The 18,289-nt window shown below is 69.3% G+C and carries 17 protein-coding genes; 7 read left to right on the top strand and 10 right to left on the bottom strand.

Annotation, left to right across the window (positions count from 1 at the left end; genetic code table 11):
* Window positions 1-75: 75 nt before the first annotated feature.
* The 3 genes from P9849_RS04775 to P9849_RS04765 all read right to left on the bottom strand — a co-directional run bounded on the left by P9849_RS04775 (window position 76) and on the right by P9849_RS04765 (window position 2,715).
* Window positions 76-1,140, bottom strand: a complete 1,065-nt coding sequence (locus tag P9849_RS04775; RefSeq protein WP_278269094.1) for an adenylate/guanylate cyclase domain-containing protein — start codon at window positions 1,138-1,140, stop codon at window positions 76-78.
* A gap of 71 nt (window positions 1,141-1,211) precedes the next feature.
* Window positions 1,212-1,802: a PH domain-containing protein gene (locus P9849_RS04770; protein ID WP_278268540.1), complete on the bottom strand. Its 591-nt coding sequence runs from the start codon at window positions 1,800-1,802 to the stop codon at window positions 1,212-1,214.
* Window positions 1,795-2,715 carry a biotin--[acetyl-CoA-carboxylase] ligase gene (locus P9849_RS04765; protein ID WP_278268539.1) on the bottom strand — a complete coding sequence of 307 codons (921 nt, stop codon included), beginning with the start codon at window positions 2,713-2,715 and terminating at the stop codon, window positions 1,795-1,797. Before P9849_RS04765 ends, P9849_RS04770 begins: the two co-directional genes overlap by 8 nt.
* A gap of 308 nt (window positions 2,716-3,023) precedes the next feature.
* Here P9849_RS04765 and P9849_RS04760 point away from each other — a divergent pair, with 308 nt between their 5' ends.
* Window positions 3,024-4,607 (top strand): acyl-CoA carboxylase subunit beta, encoded by a 1,584-nt coding sequence (locus P9849_RS04760; protein ID WP_144629163.1) that lies wholly within the window; start codon window positions 3,024-3,026, stop codon window positions 4,605-4,607.
* An 8-nt stretch (window positions 4,608-4,615) separates the two neighbouring features.
* Complete coding sequence (locus P9849_RS04755; RefSeq protein ID WP_278268538.1) at window positions 4,616-4,867, top strand: acyl-CoA carboxylase subunit epsilon; 252 nt, start codon at window positions 4,616-4,618, stop codon at window positions 4,865-4,867.
* Window positions 4,868-4,917: 50 nt separating this feature from the next.
* Here the strand turns inward: P9849_RS04755 and P9849_RS04750 are convergent, their stop codons facing one another.
* From P9849_RS04750 to P9849_RS04735, 4 genes are all read right to left on the bottom strand, one after another.
* A complete protein-coding gene (locus tag P9849_RS04750) occupies window positions 4,918-6,006 on the bottom strand; it encodes an ATP-binding cassette domain-containing protein (RefSeq protein ID WP_278268537.1) in 1,089 nt (362 codons plus the stop codon).
* Complete coding sequence (locus P9849_RS04745; protein ID WP_278269093.1) at window positions 6,003-6,770, bottom strand: ABC transporter permease; 768 nt, start codon at window positions 6,768-6,770, stop codon at window positions 6,003-6,005. Before P9849_RS04745 ends, P9849_RS04750 begins: the two co-directional genes overlap by 4 nt.
* Window positions 6,771-6,928: 158 nt before the next feature.
* Window positions 6,929-7,741: a molybdate ABC transporter substrate-binding protein gene (gene modA / locus P9849_RS04740; protein WP_278268536.1), complete on the bottom strand. Its 813-nt coding sequence runs from the start codon at window positions 7,739-7,741 to the stop codon at window positions 6,929-6,931.
* Window positions 7,731-8,129, bottom strand: a complete 399-nt coding sequence (locus P9849_RS04735; protein WP_278268535.1) for a TOBE domain-containing protein — start codon at window positions 8,127-8,129, stop codon at window positions 7,731-7,733. Before P9849_RS04735 ends, modA begins: the two co-directional genes overlap by 11 nt.
* Before the next feature lie 140 nt (window positions 8,130-8,269).
* Between P9849_RS04735 and P9849_RS04730 the strand changes: the two genes are divergently transcribed.
* The 5 genes from P9849_RS04730 (at window position 8,270) to P9849_RS04710 (ending at window position 14,665) form a co-directional block, all read left to right on the top strand.
* Window positions 8,270-9,952, top strand: a complete 1,683-nt coding sequence (locus tag P9849_RS04730) for a DUF885 domain-containing protein (RefSeq protein ID WP_278268534.1) — start codon at window positions 8,270-8,272, stop codon at window positions 9,950-9,952.
* Window positions 9,953-10,115: 163 nt separating this feature from the next.
* Window positions 10,116-11,519 (top strand): dicarboxylate/amino acid:cation symporter, encoded by a 1,404-nt coding sequence (locus P9849_RS04725; RefSeq protein ID WP_278268533.1) that lies wholly within the window; start codon window positions 10,116-10,118, stop codon window positions 11,517-11,519.
* Between the two features lie 140 nt (window positions 11,520-11,659).
* The gene (locus P9849_RS04720) at window positions 11,660-12,070 is read left to right on the top strand and encodes a YbjQ family protein (protein WP_066216897.1); all 411 of its coding nucleotides are present in this window, start codon (window positions 11,660-11,662) and stop codon (window positions 12,068-12,070) included.
* Window positions 12,067-12,753 (top strand): Maf family protein, encoded by a 687-nt coding sequence (locus P9849_RS04715; RefSeq protein WP_278268532.1) that lies wholly within the window; start codon window positions 12,067-12,069, stop codon window positions 12,751-12,753. Before P9849_RS04720 ends, P9849_RS04715 begins: the two co-directional genes overlap by 4 nt.
* Before the next feature lie 109 nt (window positions 12,754-12,862).
* Window positions 12,863-14,665 (top strand): biotin carboxylase N-terminal domain-containing protein, encoded by a 1,803-nt coding sequence (locus P9849_RS04710; RefSeq protein WP_278268531.1) that lies wholly within the window; start codon window positions 12,863-12,865, stop codon window positions 14,663-14,665.
* A gap of 72 nt (window positions 14,666-14,737) precedes the next feature.
* Here P9849_RS04710 and P9849_RS04705 read toward each other — a convergent pair whose 3' ends face one another.
* From P9849_RS04705 to P9849_RS04695, 3 genes are all read right to left on the bottom strand, one after another.
* Window positions 14,738-15,604, bottom strand: a complete 867-nt coding sequence (locus P9849_RS04705; RefSeq protein ID WP_278268530.1) for a cytochrome c oxidase assembly protein — start codon at window positions 15,602-15,604, stop codon at window positions 14,738-14,740.
* Between the two features lie 182 nt (window positions 15,605-15,786).
* Window positions 15,787-17,208 carry an MFS transporter gene (locus tag P9849_RS04700; protein WP_278268529.1) on the bottom strand — a complete coding sequence of 474 codons (1,422 nt, stop codon included), beginning with the start codon at window positions 17,206-17,208 and terminating at the stop codon, window positions 15,787-15,789.
* Window positions 17,209-17,383: 175 nt separating this feature from the next.
* Window positions 17,384-18,079 (bottom strand): alpha/beta hydrolase, encoded by a 696-nt coding sequence (locus P9849_RS04695; RefSeq protein ID WP_278268528.1) that lies wholly within the window; start codon window positions 18,077-18,079, stop codon window positions 17,384-17,386.
* Between the last annotated feature and the right edge of the window lie 210 nt (window positions 18,080-18,289).

Genomic DNA, 18,289 nt, shown 5'->3' with positions numbered 1-18,289 from the left:
ACGTTCCTGTCCCCTGAGTTTTTCACGCCGGTGATCCAACTCAAAAGTAACATCGAATGAATAATTGCGGGAGGCTCAGTCCACCACGAGTCCGAGCCCTGCGCCGCGTTCCAGCAGGACCGGCGAGATCTCGCCGAATCCGCGCACGTTTTCCGGTTCCTGCGGGGTCAGGATGTAACGCTCATCCCGCGCCAGCACACTCGCCGTCAGGGAGTCGATCAGCACGGTCCCCGGTTCGGCGAGCGCGGTGAGGCGCGCCGCCAGATTGACGGTGGGCCCGTAGATGTCGCCCATGCGGGAGAGGATGCGTCCCCAGACCAGGGCCACCCTGGTTTTCGGCAGGATCTCATCGTCCTCGAAGGCCTGGGAGAGCGCCAGGGAGATCTCGGCTCCCGCGGTCGGCGTCTCGGCGACGTAGAGCACTTCGTCGCCGATGGTCTTGACGAGGCGGCCGCCGCCCACGGAGATGATCTCGGCGCACTTGTTCTCAAATCGCTGGACCAGCTGCGCGAGGGTGCGCTCGTTCATGCGGCGGGACAGGCTCGTGTAGGAGACCAGGTCGGCGAAGCCCACGGCGCGTGCCAGCGGCAGCGGAGCATCGTCCTCATCGCCTTCGCGCCCCTCCTCGCTCGCTTCCAGGCCGGAGGCCGCGCGGACCGAGAGCCGCTGGACGGCGGCGTTGAGCTGACGGCGCCAGGAGTACCGGAGCACCTGCTCGAGCGGGTCGATCAGGGCCGGCAGCACCTCCACGATGTTCTGCCGCGCCTCGGCGTCCGGAATGCCCTGATTGGCCATGAGGTCTTCGACCAGGGCCTCGACCTGCCACACGACCATGCGGTCCGTCATCTGGCCGATGGAGCGGGCGATCGAGATAGCGGTCTCCTCGGTGAGGAGCCCTTCCCGCACCAGGCCGACGATCGTCTCCAGCGCCTGCTGGTCCGATTCGGTGAAGGCGACGTCCTGATCCCCCCAGTTCGGGAAACCGAGAGCACGCCAGATCTTGCGTGCGGAGTGCAGCGAGACGCCCACGCCGGAGGCGACTTCGCGACGGCGGAGCGTCCGGTCACCGCCGAGCAGCCGGCGCTGCAGTTCGCGGACCGAGCCGACCTGGGGAAGGGAGGTGGTGGGCACGGGCACCACGGGGGTGTGTGCGTCGGAGTCCGTCTCGTGCGGGTCGACGGCGGGGGCGGCCTGTCCGGAGGTCTCCTCGCTCACTCTTCACCTTCTCTCAGTTCCCAGGGCAATGCGGGATCATGGAAATCGTCGATCGTGTCGTCCGGATAGATGACCCCGTCCGGGAGATCGTCGAGCGCGTCCTGGATGAAGGACCGGAAGGTCTCCACCTCCGGGACATCACTCAGCACCCCGAATCCGCCATGCCGCAGTTCCAAGGTTATAGTCCCCGAACGCAGAGGCCGCTGGAGAAGTTCCTGGCGCGTCCGGACGCCTTGAACACTCGCCAGCAGGTACTGCCGGGTGACCTTGGCGAGCACGCCGTTGACGATCATGATCCGCTGGCTCGTGAGGACGTAGCGGGTGCTGTTCCAGGCGATCACCCGCGGCAGCGTGAAGAGCAGCAGCACGGCCGCGCCGAGGATCACGCAGGCCAGGGTCAGGTACGGTGTCGATCCCTGCGGCAGCCACGGCAGGAGCCGGTTCAGATTGCCCCGGCCCACCCAGGCCGCGGCGAAGGACGCCGCCGCGAGAGCCAGGATCCCCGCGACGACGGGCCAGATCAGGCTGCGAGCCTGGGGCCGGGTGGTGCAGATGAGCTGTTCCCCCGGAAGCAGGGCCTTACGCATAGCCGCCGGCGCCGTCGGGTCCGTGCAGGCGCAGGTGCACGACATCCCCGGCCGTGACCGTGTGCTCCAGGCCGTCCTCGGTGAGCAGCACCAGGGAGCCGTGATGATCAAGGCGTTCCGCACGCCCGATGACCTCGCGGTCTCCCGGGAGGTGCGCCTTCACGGTCCGGCCGAGCGTGACGGTGGACTGGGTCAGGCGGTGGTGCAGCGAGGCTCCGCCGGCCAGGCCGGCGTCGGGGTCGCCGTCGGAGTTGCAGTAGTCGCGGTAGAGCTGGACGAAGCGGCGCAGATAGGCCGCCGCCAGGGCGGTCCGGTCCAGGGGCCGCGCCCCGGCCAGCAGAAGGGAGGTGGCGGTGGGCACCGGCAGCTCCTCCGCCGTCAGGCTGACGTTCACCCCGGTCCCGAGCACGACGACGGGCGGCTGGCCGTCCGTCGGGAAGTGCAGCTGGGCGAGAATGCCGGCGAGCTTGCGCTCACCGAGGAGGAGATCGTTGGGCCACTTAACCCCCGCCCGGACGCCGCAGATGTCCTCGAGCGCCAGGCACCAGGCCTCGGCCGCGAGCAACGAGAACCAGGAGTAGGAATCGGTCGGCAGGGGCCGGCCCTGAGCGTTGACCGGCCGCAGCACGATCGAGACGGCCAGCGCCGACCGTGGCGGGGCCTCCCAGTGACGGTCGAGGCGGCCCCGGCCGGTGCTCTGGTGATCGGCGATCAGGACGCTGAGATCCGGGAAATCGGTGCGGCCCCGGCCATCCTCGGATCCCAGGGCGGCGAGCAGGTCGGCGTTGGTGGATCCGGTGGTGTCCACGTGATCCAGCCGGGCGAGACCGAGTGCCTGGACCAGGCCGTGGCGGAGCATACCCGCGTCGAACGGCTCACGGCCCTCCACCTGCTGCGAATCCTCTGCGTCCATACTGTCCAGCCTAGTACGCGAGGGGTCCCCCGCCGAGCGAAGCGAGAGCCGGGGAGCGGACTGGGCGCTAGTACGCGAGGGGTCCCCCGCCGAGCGAAGCGAGAGCCGGGGAGCGGACTGGGCGCTAGTATGTGGAACCGTCACGGCGACGCTCTCGCTGCAGTCCATGCCTGGACACGGGACTTTGTAGGGTTCCTACAGCGATCAGCGCCGGACCCCTGGCTAGACTGGCTCTCAGGCTTGTCGAATGTGCACAAGCAACACGTACGCCAGCGGCACAGGACTGTGCCGGACCGGAAGTGAGGACCATGAGCCACGACCTTGCCACCACCGCGGGGAAGATCGCCGACTTCCGGGACCGTCAGGCCCAGGCCCTGGTCCCGTCCGGCCAGGAGGCCGTCGAGAAGCAGCACGCACGCGGCAAGAACACCGCCCGCGAGCGCATCGACCTGCTCGTGGACGAAGGCTCCTTCGTCGAGTTCGACGCCCTCGCCACGCACCGCTCCACCGCGTTCGGCATGGAGAAGAAGAAGCCCCTGGGTGACGGCGTGGTGTCTGGTTACGCCACCGTCGACGGCCGCCTCGTGGCCCTCTACAGCCAGGACTTCAGCGTCTACGGCGGCTCCCTGAGCCAGGTGAACGGCGAGAAGATCGTGAAGGTGCAGGAGTTCGCCCTGCGCAACGGCTGCCCCGTGATCGGGATCAACGACGGCGGCGGCGCCCGCATCCAGGAAGGCGTGGCCTCCCTGGCGATGTTCGCGGACATCTTCCGCAACAACGTGCACGCGTCCGGCGTCGTGCCCCAGATCTCGCTCATCATGGGTCCGTGCGCCGGTGGCGCCGCCTACTCCCCCGCCCTGACCGACTACGTGGTCATGGTGGACAAGACCAGCCACATGTTCATCACCGGCCCGGATGTCATCAAGACGGTCACCGGTGAGGACGTGGACATGGAGACCCTGGGCGGCGCTCGTCAGCACAACGCCACCACCGGCACCTCCACCTACCTGGCGAGCGACGAGGCGGATGCGATCGAGTTCGTCCGCGAGCTGCTCGACTTCCTGCCGAGCAACAACCTCGCCGAGGCGCCCATCCTGGAGCACGGCCAGGAGCTCGAGGTGGACGAGGACGACCTCGCCCTGGACACCCTCATCCCGGACTCCGCGAACCACCCGTACGACATGCGCCGCGTGATCGAGAACGTGGTGGATGACGGCAACTTCCTCGAGATGCAGGCCCTGTACGCCCCGAACGTCATGATCGGCTACGCCCGGATCGAGGGACACACGGTCGGCATCGTGGCCAACCAGCCCATGCAGTTCGCCGGCACCCTGGACATCGCCGCCTCCGAGAAGGCCGCCCGCTTCGTGCGGCACTGCGACGCGTTCAACATCCCGATCGTGACCCTGGTGGACGTGCCCGGCTTCCTGCCCGGCAAGGACCAGGAGTTCCAGGGCATCATCCGCCGCGGCGCGAAGCTGCTCTACGCCTACGCCGAGGCCACCGTTCCGAAGCTGACCGTCATCACCCGCAAGGCCTACGGCGGCGCGTACATCGTGATGGGCTCCAAGAAGCTCGGCGCGGACCTCAACCTCGCCTGGCCCACCGCGCAGATCGGCGTCATGGGCGCCCAGGGCGCGGTCAACATCCTCTACCGCCGCGATCTCGCCGCCGTGCAGGCGGAGGGCGGAGACGTCGAGGCCCGCCGTGCGGAACTGATCCGGCAGTACGAGGACGAGCTCCTCAACCCGTACCAGGCGGCCGAGCTCGGCTACATCGACGCGGTCATCGCCCCGAGCGAGACCCGCACCCAGCTCATCCGTGGTCTCCGGGCCCTGCGGGACAAGCGCGCCGGCCTGCCCGCCAAGAAGCACGGCAACATCCCGCTCTAAGGACGATCATGGCCACCACCACCGCAGATGCGCCCCAGGGTGACGCGGAGAACGCCCAGCCGTTCCTCACCGTCACCCGGGGCAACCCCACGCCCGAAGAGCTCGCCGCGCTGACCGCCGTCGTGAGCGCGCTTGCTGCGGGCCAGCCGCAGGAGACCGGGAACCCCGCCCGGCACTCCGAGCGTTTCTGGCACCGCCGTGCCCAGTTCAACGTGCCGCTCAAGGCCGGCCCGGGCTCCTGGCGCCGGTCCCGGGGCTGATTCCCACCGGCTGAGTTCCACGGGCTGATTCCCGCAGGCCGGGTCAGCATTCAGGACACCGGACGGTATCGCCGCAGCGCCGCTTCGGGCACACTGAACCAGAGCGGTGAGCCCGGGCTGGCGTCCATGGCGGCCACGAGGCTGACATCGGCCTCGGCACTCACCTCATGTCCAGCGGCCTCCCCGGCCGCCCCTTCGGCGCGCAGCAGCGCGGTCTCTCCGCGGGGTTCCAACGCCTGGGCGGTGACCGGGAAGTGCTGGGCCCCTGAGGGCAGGCCGCTCACCTCGGCGCCGAGGCCGGGTTCCCGCGCGGACACGACGACGTCGGCGGCCCGGAACGCGAGCGCGTCCGCTCCGGTGCGGATCAGGTTCAGCCCGGCCAGCTTCGCGGCGAAAACGTTCGGCGGGCGGGTGAACAGCTCACGCGTCGGCCCGGAGGCCACCACGCGCCCGTCGTGCAGGATCGCCGTGTGACTGGCGAGGGTCAGGGCGTCGAGGATCTCGTGGGTGATGAGGATGGCGCTCTGACCGGCCAGCAGTTCCTTGAGGGTGCCGCGCATCCGGGTCGAAGCCGTCACGTCGAGAGCGTTGAGAGGTTCATCGAGGACGAGCAGCCGGGGCCGGGTGGCGAGCGCGCGGGCCAGTGCGACGGTCTGCGCCTGCCCACCGGAGATCTGCCAGGGTCTCTCGCCGGCGAACTCCCGCCCTCCGACCCTGTCCAGCCAGCCGAGCGCCTCTTTCCGCGCCTGAGTTCTGGACACGCCACGGCTCCGGGGGCCGAACGCCACGTTGTCCAGGGCGTCGAGATGCGGGAAGAGCATCGGGGCCTGGGCCATGAGGGCCACCGATCGCCGGTGCGCGGGGACGTCGACGCCCCGGGCGCTGTCGAGCAGGGTCCGTCCGCCCAGGACGATCCGGCCCTCGGCCTGTCGCCGGGATCCTGGAAGGGTACCCGTCACGGCCGCCGCGAAAGAGGACTTGCCGGCGCCGTTGGGGCCCATGATCGCCAGGGTGTCGCTCTCTCCGAGGCCGAGCCGGAGATCGAGGCCCCGTGAGGGCACGCGGACATCGGCATCCAGAAAGGCGGCATCCAGGAGGTCGGGTTCCACGCCGGCCGCGTCGGGGTGGCCGGCGCTCATCGCACACCGGCCTTGCGCCGGACCCAGGGCCCGTGGGCCAGCCCGACCACGAGCACCGCCACCGCCACGAGAAGGAGGGCGAGCGCGGCGGCCGCGTCGGGGTCGCTCTCGCGGGCGAGGTAGATCTCCAGGGGAAGCGTCCGGGTCACTCCTTGCAGATTGCCCGCGAAGGTCAGCGTGGCGCCGAACTCCCCCAGGCACCGCGCGAACGCCAGGACCGCGCCGGAGAGCAGACCCGGCAGGGCCAGGGGCAGCGTCACCCTCCACCAGGTGGAGGCGGGGCTGGAACCCAGGGTCGCCGCCACGGTCTCGTAGCGCACGTCGCCGCTGGACAGCGCCCCTTCCATACTGAGGACGAGATACGGCAGGGAGACGAAAGCCTGCGCGAGCACGACGGCGGCCGTGCTGAAGGACAGCTCCACTCCCGCGGCGCGAAGGGGCGGACCCAGGAGCCCGAAGCGGCCGAAGGCGTACAGCAGTGCCAGACCTCCCACGACCGGCGGGATCACCAGCGGCAGGAGCACCAGCGACCTCAGCACGCGCCTGCCCGGGAACCGCGCCCGGGAGAGGACCGCGGCCAGCGGCACTCCGAGCACGATGCAGAGCGCCGTGCTCAGGCAGGCGGTGCGGAGACTGAGGGAGAGGGCGTCCAGAGCGGCCTGGCTCGTGACCAGCGGGAGGAAGTGCGCCCAGTCGACTTTGAGGGCCATGGCCAGCGGCGGCACCAGGATGAAGGCGAGCCCGAGCACGGCGGCGAGCAGCATCCAGCCGGGCACGCCATTCAACCGCACACCATTCAGGCGGGCACCGTTAAGGCGAGCACCGCTCAGCCGACCGCCGTCCGGCCGGGCCCCGTCGCGGAGGCTCCCGTCACCCGCGGCCCTGCTCCGTGCAGCCCGGGTGGACTCGCCACCCGGGGCGCTCACGGCTTGCCGAACCCGGCGTCGGCCAGGACTTTCTGCCCCGTTGCCCCGGCGAGGGCGGAGAGGAAGGTCCTGCCGCCGTCGCTGTCGGGGGCGCCCTTGACGAGCGCCACCGCGTAGGTGTTGACGGCGGCGCTGCTCTGCGGGAAGTCGATGGCCTTCACGGCGCCCTTCGAGCCCTGCGCGTCGGTGCGGTAGACGAGACCCGCGTCGGCCTCGCCGGAGGAGACCTTGCCGAGCACATCAGTGACGGCGAGCTCCTCGCTGACCGGCTTGATGTCGAGACCGGCCGCCTTCTCCACCTTGTGGCTGGCCGCGCCGCACGGGACCTGCACCGCGCACAGCACGGTCTTGACCCCGGGCCTGGCCAGATCGGCGAGCGCGGAGATGTTCGCGGGATTGCTGGGCGGCACGGCGATGGTGAGCGTGTTGCTGGCGAAGTTCTGCGCCGCGCCGTCGAGCGAATCTGCGTCCTTCAGCTTGCCCATGGTCGCCAGATCGGCGGTGGCCACCACATCGGCCTTGGCGCCCGCCTTGATCTGCGCCACGAGGTCCTGCGAGCCGGCGAAGTTGAACTTGAGGTCCAGCTCGGGATGCTCGGCACGGAGTTTCTCCGCGAGGGTGGTGAAGCTGGACTTGAGGGAGGCCGCGGCGAAAACGACGACCGTCTTCTTGCCGGCGTCCTGCGCGGAAGCACTGCCGGAGACTGTGCTTCCAGGCGTGCCGGAGCATGCGGTCAGGGCGAGCGACGCCGCCACGAAAGCGACGGCGGCTTTGCCGAAGAACGGCAGAGGGCGGGTCTCACGCCTCATCGGGGACCTCCACGATCACATTGGTCGCCTTGACCACGGCCACGGCGAGCTTTCCTTCACGGATGCCGAGTTCCTCGACGGCCTCCGTGCTCATGAGGGACACGATCCGGTGCGGACCGCATTGCATCTCCACCTGGGACATGACCGTGTCCGAGACGACGCGGGTGACCAGGCCGACCATCCGGTTGCGGGCCGAACGGCCCACCTTCGTCGGGTCGGCGGGCTGCGCCGCCTGCTCCCGCGCCAGCGCGGCCAGGGACAGGGCGTCCACCTCGGTCACTCCCCCGCCGCGTTCCACCTTCAGGAGACCGCTGTTGAGCCACCGGCGCACGGTGTCATCACTGACTCCCAGGAAGGCGGCGGCATCCTTGATCCGGATTCCACTCATGGTGCGAGCATAGCGATATTTTCGCCTTTGCGGATATTCGAGCCCCAGGAGATCGCAAATGCAACAGGCGGTCACCGGGCGCGGTCAGTCCAGCTCACATTTTTCAAGCATTCCTTTCAAAAAATGCCTAGGCTAGGACTGTGACTGAGACCACCACCCGCGCCAAGACGGCCATCGACCGACTCGCCGACAGCTACACCGCACGTCTCCTGGAACTCGACCCCGCTCTGGCGACGAGTCTGGGACTGCCGGGGCACGAGAGCGAGTACCCCGACTTCTCCCCCGCCGGCCTGGAGGCGTTCACCCGCCTGGACCAGGAGACCCTCGCCGCGCTCGACGAGCTGGAGCCCGTCGACGACGTGGACCGCGTGACCCTGGACGCCATGCGTGAACGCCTGGGCCTCGCGGTCGAACGCCACGCGAGCGGCTGGACCCTCGCGGAGCTGAACAACATCGCCTCCCCCGCGCAGGACATCCGCGCGATCTTCGACCTCATGCCCACGGACACCGAGGAGCACTGGGCCCACATCGCGGGCCGCGCCCACAACGTCCCGGCCGCCATCGAGGGGTACATCGAGTCCCTGCGGACCGCCCAGGCCCAGGACCTCGTCTCGGCCGCGCGCCAGGTGAGGATCGTGATCGACCAGGCCACCGGCTACGCCGCGGAAGACGGCTTCTTCGCCAAGCTCGCGCGGGAGGCCGCGACGTCGTCGGGTCCCCTGCCGCAGGAGCTGCAGGCCACGCTCGACGACGGCGTGCGCCGCGCGCGGGAGGCGTACGGCACGCTGATCGACTTCCTGCGCGAGGAGCTGCTTCCCGCCGCACCGGAGAAGGACGCCGTGGGCCGCCAGCGCTACGCCCTGGCCAGCCGCACCTTCCTGGGCGCCACGATCGATCTGGAGGAGAGCTACGCGTGGGGCGTGGCCGAGCTGGACCGCCTGATCGCCGAGCAGGAGAAGGTGGCCCAGCAGATCAAGCCCGGCGCCACCATCGAGGAGGCCAAGGAGATCCTCAACGCGGACGCCTCCCGTCAGCTCCAGGGCACGGACGCCCTGCGCGCCTGGATGCAGAAGCTCTCCGACGAGGCGGTCGCCGCCCTCGCCGGGACCCACTTCGACATCCCCGGCCCCATGAAGACCCTCGAGTGCATGATCGCCCCCACCCAGGACGGCGGCATCTACTACACCGGCCCCAGCGACGACTTCTCGCGCCCCGGCCGCATGTGGTGGTCCGTCCCGCCGGGAGAGGACGAGTTCACCACCTGGGCCGAGACCACCACGGTCTACCACGAGGGCGTCCCCGGGCATCACCTGCAGGTCGCGACGGCCGTGTACCGCAAGGAGCTCCTGAACGACTGGCGCCGCAACATCTGCTGGGTGTCGGGCCACGGCGAGGGCTGGGCGCTGTACGCGGAGAAGCTCATGCACGAACTCGGCTTCCTGTCCGACCCGGGCGACCTCATGGGAATGCTCGACATGCAGCGCATGCGGGCCGCCCGCGTCGTCTTCGACATCGGCGTGCACCTCGAACTGGACATGCCGGAACGCTGGGGCAGCGGTCCCTGGACGGCGGAGAAGGGCTACGAGTTCCTTCGTGCCAACCTGCCCATCAGTGAGGGCCAGCTGCACTTCGAGTTCACCCGGTACCTGGGGTGGCCCGGCCAGGCCCCGAGTTACAAGATCGGCCAGCGCCTCTGGGAGCAGATCCGTCAGGAACTCCAGGAGCGTGAGGGCGAGTCCTTCGACGTGAAGGCGTTCCACTCCAAGGCCCTGAACGTCGGCTCCGTCGGCCTGGACGTGCTGCGCACGGCGCTGCTCGGCTGACCACCCTGACGACGACGGCGGGCGGCCCCGGAAGGGCGCCCCCGCCGTCGTCGTTCCCGCCGGATATTCCCGGATTTGAGGAATCTCTCAGAAATCCGGCGGAAAAGTAACACTGCTCAACGCAAAGTGGAATATTGTTACGCCGATTTCTATTGTCCTGTGGGTGAGTACAGAGACCAACGCACCCAAGGCACCGAGCCGCCTGCCCCGCTGGGCCGGCAACTTCGGCGTCCAGATCATCGCCGCACTGGTGCTCGGCGTCATCCTCGGCCTGGTGGCCAGGAACCTCGGGGGCACGAAGAATGACCCGAACGGCCTGACCATCACCCTTCAGACCATCGGCTCCAGCTACGTCGCGCTGCTGAAGACCGCCGTGGTCCCCCTCATCTTCACGGCCGTCGTGAGCTCGATCGCGAATCTGCGCGCCGTCACCAACGCCGCCAAGCTGGCCTGGAACACCCTCCTGTGGTTCGCCATCACAGCCCTGATCGCCGTCCTGATCGGCATCGGCCTGGGCATCCTGTTCCAGCCGGGCGCGGGCACGGGCATCAGCGAGGAAGGGGCCAAGTACTCCGGCAGCGCCGGCAGCTGGTGGGCCTTCCTCCAGGGCCTCATCCCCCGCAACGTCCTCGGCCTCGAGGTCAGCACCAAGATCACCGACGGCGTGGCCTCCACGAGCGTGAACTTCAACGTCCTGCAGATCCTGGTCCTCGCGATCGCCGTGGGCGTCGCCGCTCTGAAGGCCGGCAAGAAGGCGGACAAGTTCCTGGACTTCAACGCCTCCGCCCTGGCCGTCATCCAGAAGGTCCTCTGGTGGATCATCCGCGTCGCCCCGATCGGCACCATCGGCCTGATCGGCAACGCGGTCGCCAGCTACGGCTGGGACACGATCGGCGCGCTCGGGAAGTTCACCGTGGCGATCTACGTCGGCCTGGCCCTCGTGCTGTTCGTGGTCTACCCGATCCTGGTCCGCAGCCACGGACTGTCCATCAAGCAGTACTTCTCCGGCGTGTGGCCCGCCGTCCAGCTGGCCTTCGTCTCCCGTTCCTCCGTGGGCACCATGCCGCTGACGCAGCGTGTGACCGAGCGCAACCTGGGTGTCCCCAGCGGCTACGCCTCCTTCGCCGTGCCGCTCGGCTCGACCACCAAGATGGACGGCTGCGCCGCGATCTACCCGGCCATCGCCGCGATCTTCGTCGCCCAGTTCTTCGGCATCAACCTGGACTTCGGCCAGTACCTGCTGATCGTCCTCGTCTCGGTCCTGGGCTCCGCGGCCACCGCCGGCACCACCGGCGCCGTGGTCATGCTGACGCTGACCCTCTCCACGCTGGGTCTGCCGCTGGCCGGCGTCGGCCTCCTGCTGGCCATCGACCCGATCCTGGACATGGGCCGCACCGCGGTCAACGTCGCGGGTCAGGCTCTGGTCCCCACCCTCGTGGCCAAGCGCCAGGGCATCCTGGACCTTGACCTCTACAACGCACCGCGTCAGGGCGTGGCCTTCTCCGACGACGTCTCCGAGGACGTCGAGGAGGGTTCCGAGAAGGAACTGGTGGGCGCGGATCGCTGATCCCACCCCGGGCCTCCCCCGCCGCGGAGCCTCCGTGCTCGCGAAGTGACAGTTGGCGCCCCTTCCCGTCCTGGGAAGGGGCGCCAACTGCTCTCTCGCGGGCTCTCTCGCGAACGGCGATCCCGTATTAGGCTCTAGGCATGCTGATCGTCACCACGAATGAAGTCCCCGGGCACCGCATCGACGCCGTCTTCGGCGAAGTGATGGGCCTGACCGTCCGCTCTCGCGACATCGGGTCCCAGATGCTCGCCGGCTTCCGTTCCCTCGGCGGCGGCGAGCTGCCCGAGATGACCAAGGCCCTCTACGAGAGCCGCCAGGAAGTCATGGGCCGCATGGTCAATGAGGCGCAGCAGCGCGGCGCCAACGCGATCGTGGCCATGCGCTTCGACACCTCCGAGATGGGCGGCAACTGGACTGAGGTCTGCGCCTACGGCACCGCCGTCTACATCATCCCCCTCAAGGAGGGCGAGGAAGGCGCCACCGGTCAGTCGGTCTACCTCACGCAGCAGGGCCAGCAGCCGAACGATCAGCCCGGCAACACCCAGCTGTGAGCGGCACGCCCCGCCTCATCCTCGCCTCGCAGTCGCCGGCCCGGGCCAAGCTCCTCACCGAGGCCGGGCTGCGGTTCGACGTAATCGTCTCCGCCGTGGATGAGGACGCCGTCGCCGCGGCGGCCGACGATCCCACTCCGGCCGAGACCGCCCTGCTCCTGGCCCGCGCCAAGGCGGAGGCCGTCGCCGCGCTCCCCGAAGCGCGCGACGCCTATGTGCTGGGCTGCGACTCCGTCTTCGAGTTCGACGGCGAGGCCCACGGCAAGCCCTACGAACCCGAGGTCGCCATCGAGCGCATCTCCCGGATGAGCGGCCGCGAAGGCGTGCTGCACACCGGGCACTGGCTGATCGCGCCGGCCGCGGCGCCCGGGCCCGCGCACGACGACGCCGGCCACGCGCCGTCGTCGACCGCTGCGGCAGGCGCGGGCGCGCCGCAGTCCGGCCTGGGCAGGCTGTCCAGCGCCACCGTGCGGTTCGCCGAGATCGATCCCGCGGAGATCCGGGCCTACGTGGCCACCGGCGAGCCGCTGCACTGCGCCGGCTCGTTCACGATCGACGGCATCGGCGGGGCGTTCATCGAATCGGTCACGGGCGACCCGCACGCAGTGGTCGGCCTTTCGGTCTCCACCCTCCGGGCGCTGCTGTCCGAGCAGGGCACTGGCATCACGGAGTTCTGGGTCTGATCCCTCGTCTCCTCCGCGGGTCTTTGTAGGACTCCTACAAAGACCCGCGGCTCTACGCGCGGAATTCGTCAGTAATCTCGGCGGAACCCGCCAAGAGGTACTAAGGTCGATGTCAATTGACAATTTCGAGGAGTTCCCTGCCATGACCCAGTTGAGCAAGGTGCTGATCGCCAATCGCGGCGAGATCGCAGTGCGCGTCATCCGAGCCGCCCGTGACGAAGGCATCCAGTCCGTGGCGGTATACGCCGACCCGGATCGCGATGCCCTGCACGTCAAGCTCGCGGACGAGGCGTACGCCCTGGGTGGCAACACCGCCGCCGAGTCGTACCTGGTCATCGACAAGCTCCTCGACGTGGCCCGCCAGTCCGGCGCCGACGCGGTGCACCCCGGCTACGGCTTCCTCGCCGAGAACGCCGAATTCGCCCAGGGCGTGATCGACGCGGGCCTGACCTGGATCGGCCCCTCCCCCGAGGCCATCGACGCCCTGGGTGACAAGGCCAAGGCCAAGCACATCGCCCTCGCCGCCGGCGCACCGCTGGCCCCGGGCCTCAAGGACCCGGTCAAGGACGCCGACGAGATCATCGCCTTCGCCCAGGAATTCGGTCTTCCCGTGGCCATCAAGGCCGTCTTCGGCGGTGGCGGGCGCGGACTGAAGGTCGCTCGCACGCTCGAGGAGATCCCCGAGCTTTACGAATCCGCCGTGCGCGAGGCCGTGACGGCCTTCGGCCGCGGCGAGTGCCTCGTCGAGAAGTTCCTCGACTCCCCCCGCCACGTGGAGACCCAGTGCCTCGCGGACGCCCACGGCAACGTCGTCGTGGTGTCCACCCGCGACTGCTCGCTCCAGCGCCGCAACCAGAAGCTGGTCGAAGAGGCCCCCGCGCCGTTCCTCACCGAGGAGCAGAACCGCAGCCTCTACGAGTCCTCCAAGGCCATCCTCAAGGAGGCCGGTTACCTCGGCGCCGGCACCTGCGAGTTCTTGGTCGGCCAGGACGGCACCATCAGCTTCCTCGAGGTCAACACCCGCCTCCAGGTGGAGCACTGCGTCTCCGAAGAGGTCTCCGGCCTGGACCTGGTCCGTGAGCAGTTCCGTCTCGCCCGTGGCGAGGAACTGGGCTACGACGATCCCGAGATCCGCGGGCACTCCTTCGAGTTCCGCATCAACGGCGAGGACGCCGGCCGCAACTTCATGCCGGCTCCCGGCACCGTGGAGACCATCAGCTTCCCCAGCGGACCCGGCGTGCGCGTGGACTCGGGCATCCAGGCCGGCGAGGTCATCAGCGAAAACTTCGACTCCATGCTGGCCAAGCTGATCGTGACCGGTTCCAGCCGCAAGCAGGCGCTCGAGCGCTCGCGCCGCGCCCTCGCCGAGCTCGAGATCACCGGCATGCCGACCGTGACGCCGTTCCACCGCGCCGTGGTCTCCGACCCGGCCTTCGCCCCGGAGGAAGGCCCATTCCAGGTGCACACGCGCTGGATCGAGACGGCCTTCGACAACACCATTCCCCCGTTCGCGGGCGTCCCCGGCGCCGCGGACGACACCGAACCGCGCCAGAACGTCGTGGTGGAGGTCGGCGGCAAGCGCCTGGAGGTCAGCCTCCCCGCGTCGTTCGCCTCCGTGGCGGCCGGCCCGGCCAAGGCCGCGAAGGCCCGCAAGCCGAAGAAGTCCGGCCGTGGAAGCGCGGCCGCCGCGGCCAGCGGCGATGACCTCACCTCCCCCATGCAGGGCACCATCGTGAAGGTGGCCGTGGCCGACGGTGACGTGGTGGCCGAAGGCGATCTGATCGTGGTCCTGGAGGCCATGAAGATGGAGCAGCCCCTCACGGCGCACAAGGCCGGCACCGTGACCGGCCTGACCGCTCAGCCGGGCGAGACCGTCACCGCGGGCGCCGTGCTCGCCACGATCGCGGACTGACCCTCATTCGACGCCGACGGCGCGGCACCCTCAGGGGTGCCGCGCCGTCGGCGTTTCCGGACCTGTGCGTGCTCAGGAGCGGTTCAAGTGGCGCCGGTTCAGCTCCGCCAGCTCGTCGTCGCTGAGGTCGTCGATGGCTTGAGCGTCGGCCTTGTCGCTGCGCTGGAACCGCATCATCATCAGGATGATCAACGGCAGGTCCACCACTTCGGCCACGAACCACAGGAGGTCCCCGGCGAGCTGCTGATCCCGCAGAGCCCCCGGGAACCAGCCCAGCGCGCCGGGCACGGGTCCGGCGAACCCGTCCAGCACGGTGCCGGACAGCCGGAGGAGGATCCCCGGCACGGCGTCCGCCAGCAACTCGATGAAGACGTAGATGAACCCCACCACCATCACCGCGCTGCTCGCGGGGCGTTCCTCCCCCTCGACCGCGGGCAGAACCATGAGCAGGCCGAGGGCGGGGGCCAGAACCACCGTCAGGGCGCCGGCCAGCGGATCGGTCCGGAGCAGGTACAGGACAGGCGTCAGGAAGGACGCGAAGACCGCCAGGCTCAGCAGCGGCGAGACCACCGGGTGGGACAGCACCCGGACCGGGCGGCTGGCCATGAAGGCGTCCACCCGGCATCGTCCGTTCAGACCGAGCGTCTCCCGCGCGAGCGCCAGGGGGCGGCCCGCGGCGAGCAGCAGCGGCACGACGAAGACGTACCCCGCCACTTTGACGGTGAAGACCCACCGCAGGGAGGCGCCGTAGACGCCCGGGAAGCCGCAGGACAGGTACAGGAAGAGCAGGATGCCCAGCAGGAAGCCCAGGGTCCGCCTGACGGGCCAGCGAGGGGCATTCCGCACGCCCCGGACATACAGCACCACGACGACGGCGGCGAGTAGCAGCGCGGGGATGTCGGCGGTCCAGCTGGTGGCGAGAGCGCTCAAGGGGGGCATGGTGCGGAACCTTCCTGATGACGGCGGTCTCCCCGCCCCCGGAGTCCCGCCCGGCCGATCCCGAGTGACCGTCTCATGGTACCGAAGCGAACCCGGAGCCGTTCTCAGGAACGGGTACGGCCCGGCACCCTTCAGGGGTGCCGGGCCGTGCGCGCCGCTCTGGACGAATCCGTCAGACGGAATCAGGCGACGTTGTTCTCATAGTCCACGTCCGCCGTCTCGCGGGTGAGGAACAAGGCCACCAGCGTCAGGACGGCGGCCAGCGCCAGGTAGACGCCCACCATCCACGTGCTGCCGTGGCCGGCCTGCCAGAGGGCGATCGCCACGAAGGACGCCGGGGCGGCGCCGATCACGCTGGAAAGGTTGTACGCCACGGCCGAACCGGTGTAGCGGACGTTCGACGGGAAAAGTTCCGGCAGATAGGCCGCCATCGGTCCGAAGGTCAGGCCCATCAGCGTGAAGCCGATGATCAGGCCGACCATCGCCGCGCCCGGGCCGGGGCCGAACATGAGCGTCCAGGCACAGCCGAACACGAAGATCCCGGCGGTGACCCAGATCAGGAACTTCCGGCGGCCGTACTTCTCGGCCAGCGGGCCGGAGACCACGGTGAAGATGCCGAAGAACACCACACCGAGGATGAGCATCCACTGGAAGAGCGTCTTGTCGACGCCGAGACCCGGGACGAAGGCGGCGGGGTCGAAGGCCTTCCCGGCCTTCTTCGCGGCGGCCTCGGCCTTGGCGGCGGTGTCGGCAGCGGTGCCGTAGGTGAGCGTGAAGCTTGTCATGAGGTAGAAGAGCACGTAGGTGGCCAGCATGATGAACGTGCCGGCCAGCACCTGGCGCCAGTGGAACCGGAAGGTGACGGCCAGCGGGACGCGGGCGACCTTGTCCTCGGCGATGACCTTCTGGAACGACAGCGACTCCTCCAGCTTGAGGCGGACGTACAGGCCGACGGCCACGATCACGGCCGAGAGGATGAACGGAACGCGCCAGCCCCAGTCCATGAACTGCTGCGGGGTGAGCCAGGTCTGCAAGGCGACGAAGATCAGGTTCGAGAGGATGAAGCCGATGGGGGCACCCAGCTGCGGGAACGTGCCCCAGATGGCGCGCTTGCCCGCCGGGGCGTTCTCGGTGGCCAGCAGCGCGGCGCCGGACCACTCGCCACCCAGCGCGATGCCCTGCGCGAACCGGAGGACCACGAGCGCCAGCGGGGCCAGCACGACCCAGCCGCCCGCGGCCGGTGGAAGGAAACCGATCAGGAAGGTCGCGATGCCCATGGTCAGCAGCGAAGCCACCAGGGTTCCCTTGCGGCCCAGCTTGTCACCGAAGTGACCGAACAGGATGGAGCCGATGGGGCGGGCCACGAAGGCCACGCCGAAGATGGCGAAGGCGCTCAGGATCGCATTGATGTCCGTGGCGTTCGGGAAGAAGAGCCGCGGGAACACGAGCACGGACGCCGTGGCGTACGCATAGAAGTCGTAGAACTCGATCGTGGTGCCGATGAGGCTGGCGAAGATCACGCGTCCTCGCGTGTTGGCGGCGGGCGCCGCCACGGGTGCCCCCGGAGTTCCCGGGGCAGCCGGTGTGGCTGGAGTGGATGACATGGGTCCGGCTTTCCTTCCGGGCGGCCCGCCCCCTGAAGCGGCCGCCATGCTATGAGACGGCGTTCATCTTAACCACCGGGGTCCATCTACTGGACAACCGTGTCCAGTATGTGGAATGACTCGCACGGACCCTTTCAGAAAAGCTCCGGCCTCCCTCGCCCCGCCGGGCGGGAGGTCAGCGGGACGCAGCCTCTGCGATGAGACCGGTGAGCCGCTCCGGGACGGAGAACTGGGGCCAGTGACCCGAACCGATGGTCACGACGTCGAGGGATTTCACGGCCGCCGCCTCGTCCGCGAACGCACCCCACTGGGCCAGCGCCGCGCGGAACTGCTCCTCGTTCATGCCGCCCGAGAGAACGGTCACCGGCACGTCGTACCGTCGCTCGTCCGTCAGGGAGATGGGCCCCGTGGGCACCTGCGCCGGAACGCTGAAGGTGGCGTTCGCGGCACGTTCCCGCACCTCCGGGGTGAGGTCGTACACCTCTTCCTCGTCGAAGAAGTCCCAGCCCGGGAACGGGATCACCCCGTCCACCACGTCGAATTCCGAGATCATGGCGCCGGGCGGCGGCACGGCGGTGTCGACGAGGATCACGCGCGCGACCTTGTCCGGACGCGCATCCGCGGCGCCCCACACGACGTTGCCTCCGCCGCTGTGCCCGACGAGGACCACGGGCCCGTCCAGCGCGTCGATCTGAGTGACTGTCGCCGCGACCCAGTCGTCGATGGTGAGGGAGGACGACTCCGCAGCAGGCGCGCCGACGCCGGGCAGAGTGAGGGGATGCGGACGGTGTCCGGCGGCGATGAGCCCCGGGGTCACCTCATCCCAGGAGGACGCGTCGAGCCAGAGACCGGGTACGAGGAGGAGATCCATGGGGTCAGCCTACGCTCGCGCTCCGACGATTTTCGAGGGGTCGTGTGGCCGGGCGCCGGTGCCCGGATTCCAAAGCGGACCTCACCCCCGCAGAGCATCTGCGGGGGTGAGGTCCGCGCGTTCCTGGAGGTACCAGGCGATTCACTCTCAGCACCGCCCGGTACCCTCGAAATTGAGTACCACTATGTTGAGCGCCGTTTTCTTACAGCC

This window comes from Arthrobacter sp. Y-9 (assembly GCF_029690065.1).
Lineage (GTDB): Bacteria > Actinomycetota > Actinomycetes > Actinomycetales > Micrococcaceae > Arthrobacter_E.
Note: the sequence above shows the minus strand (reverse complement) of the source record. Positions and strands in the feature narration are given on the sequence as shown.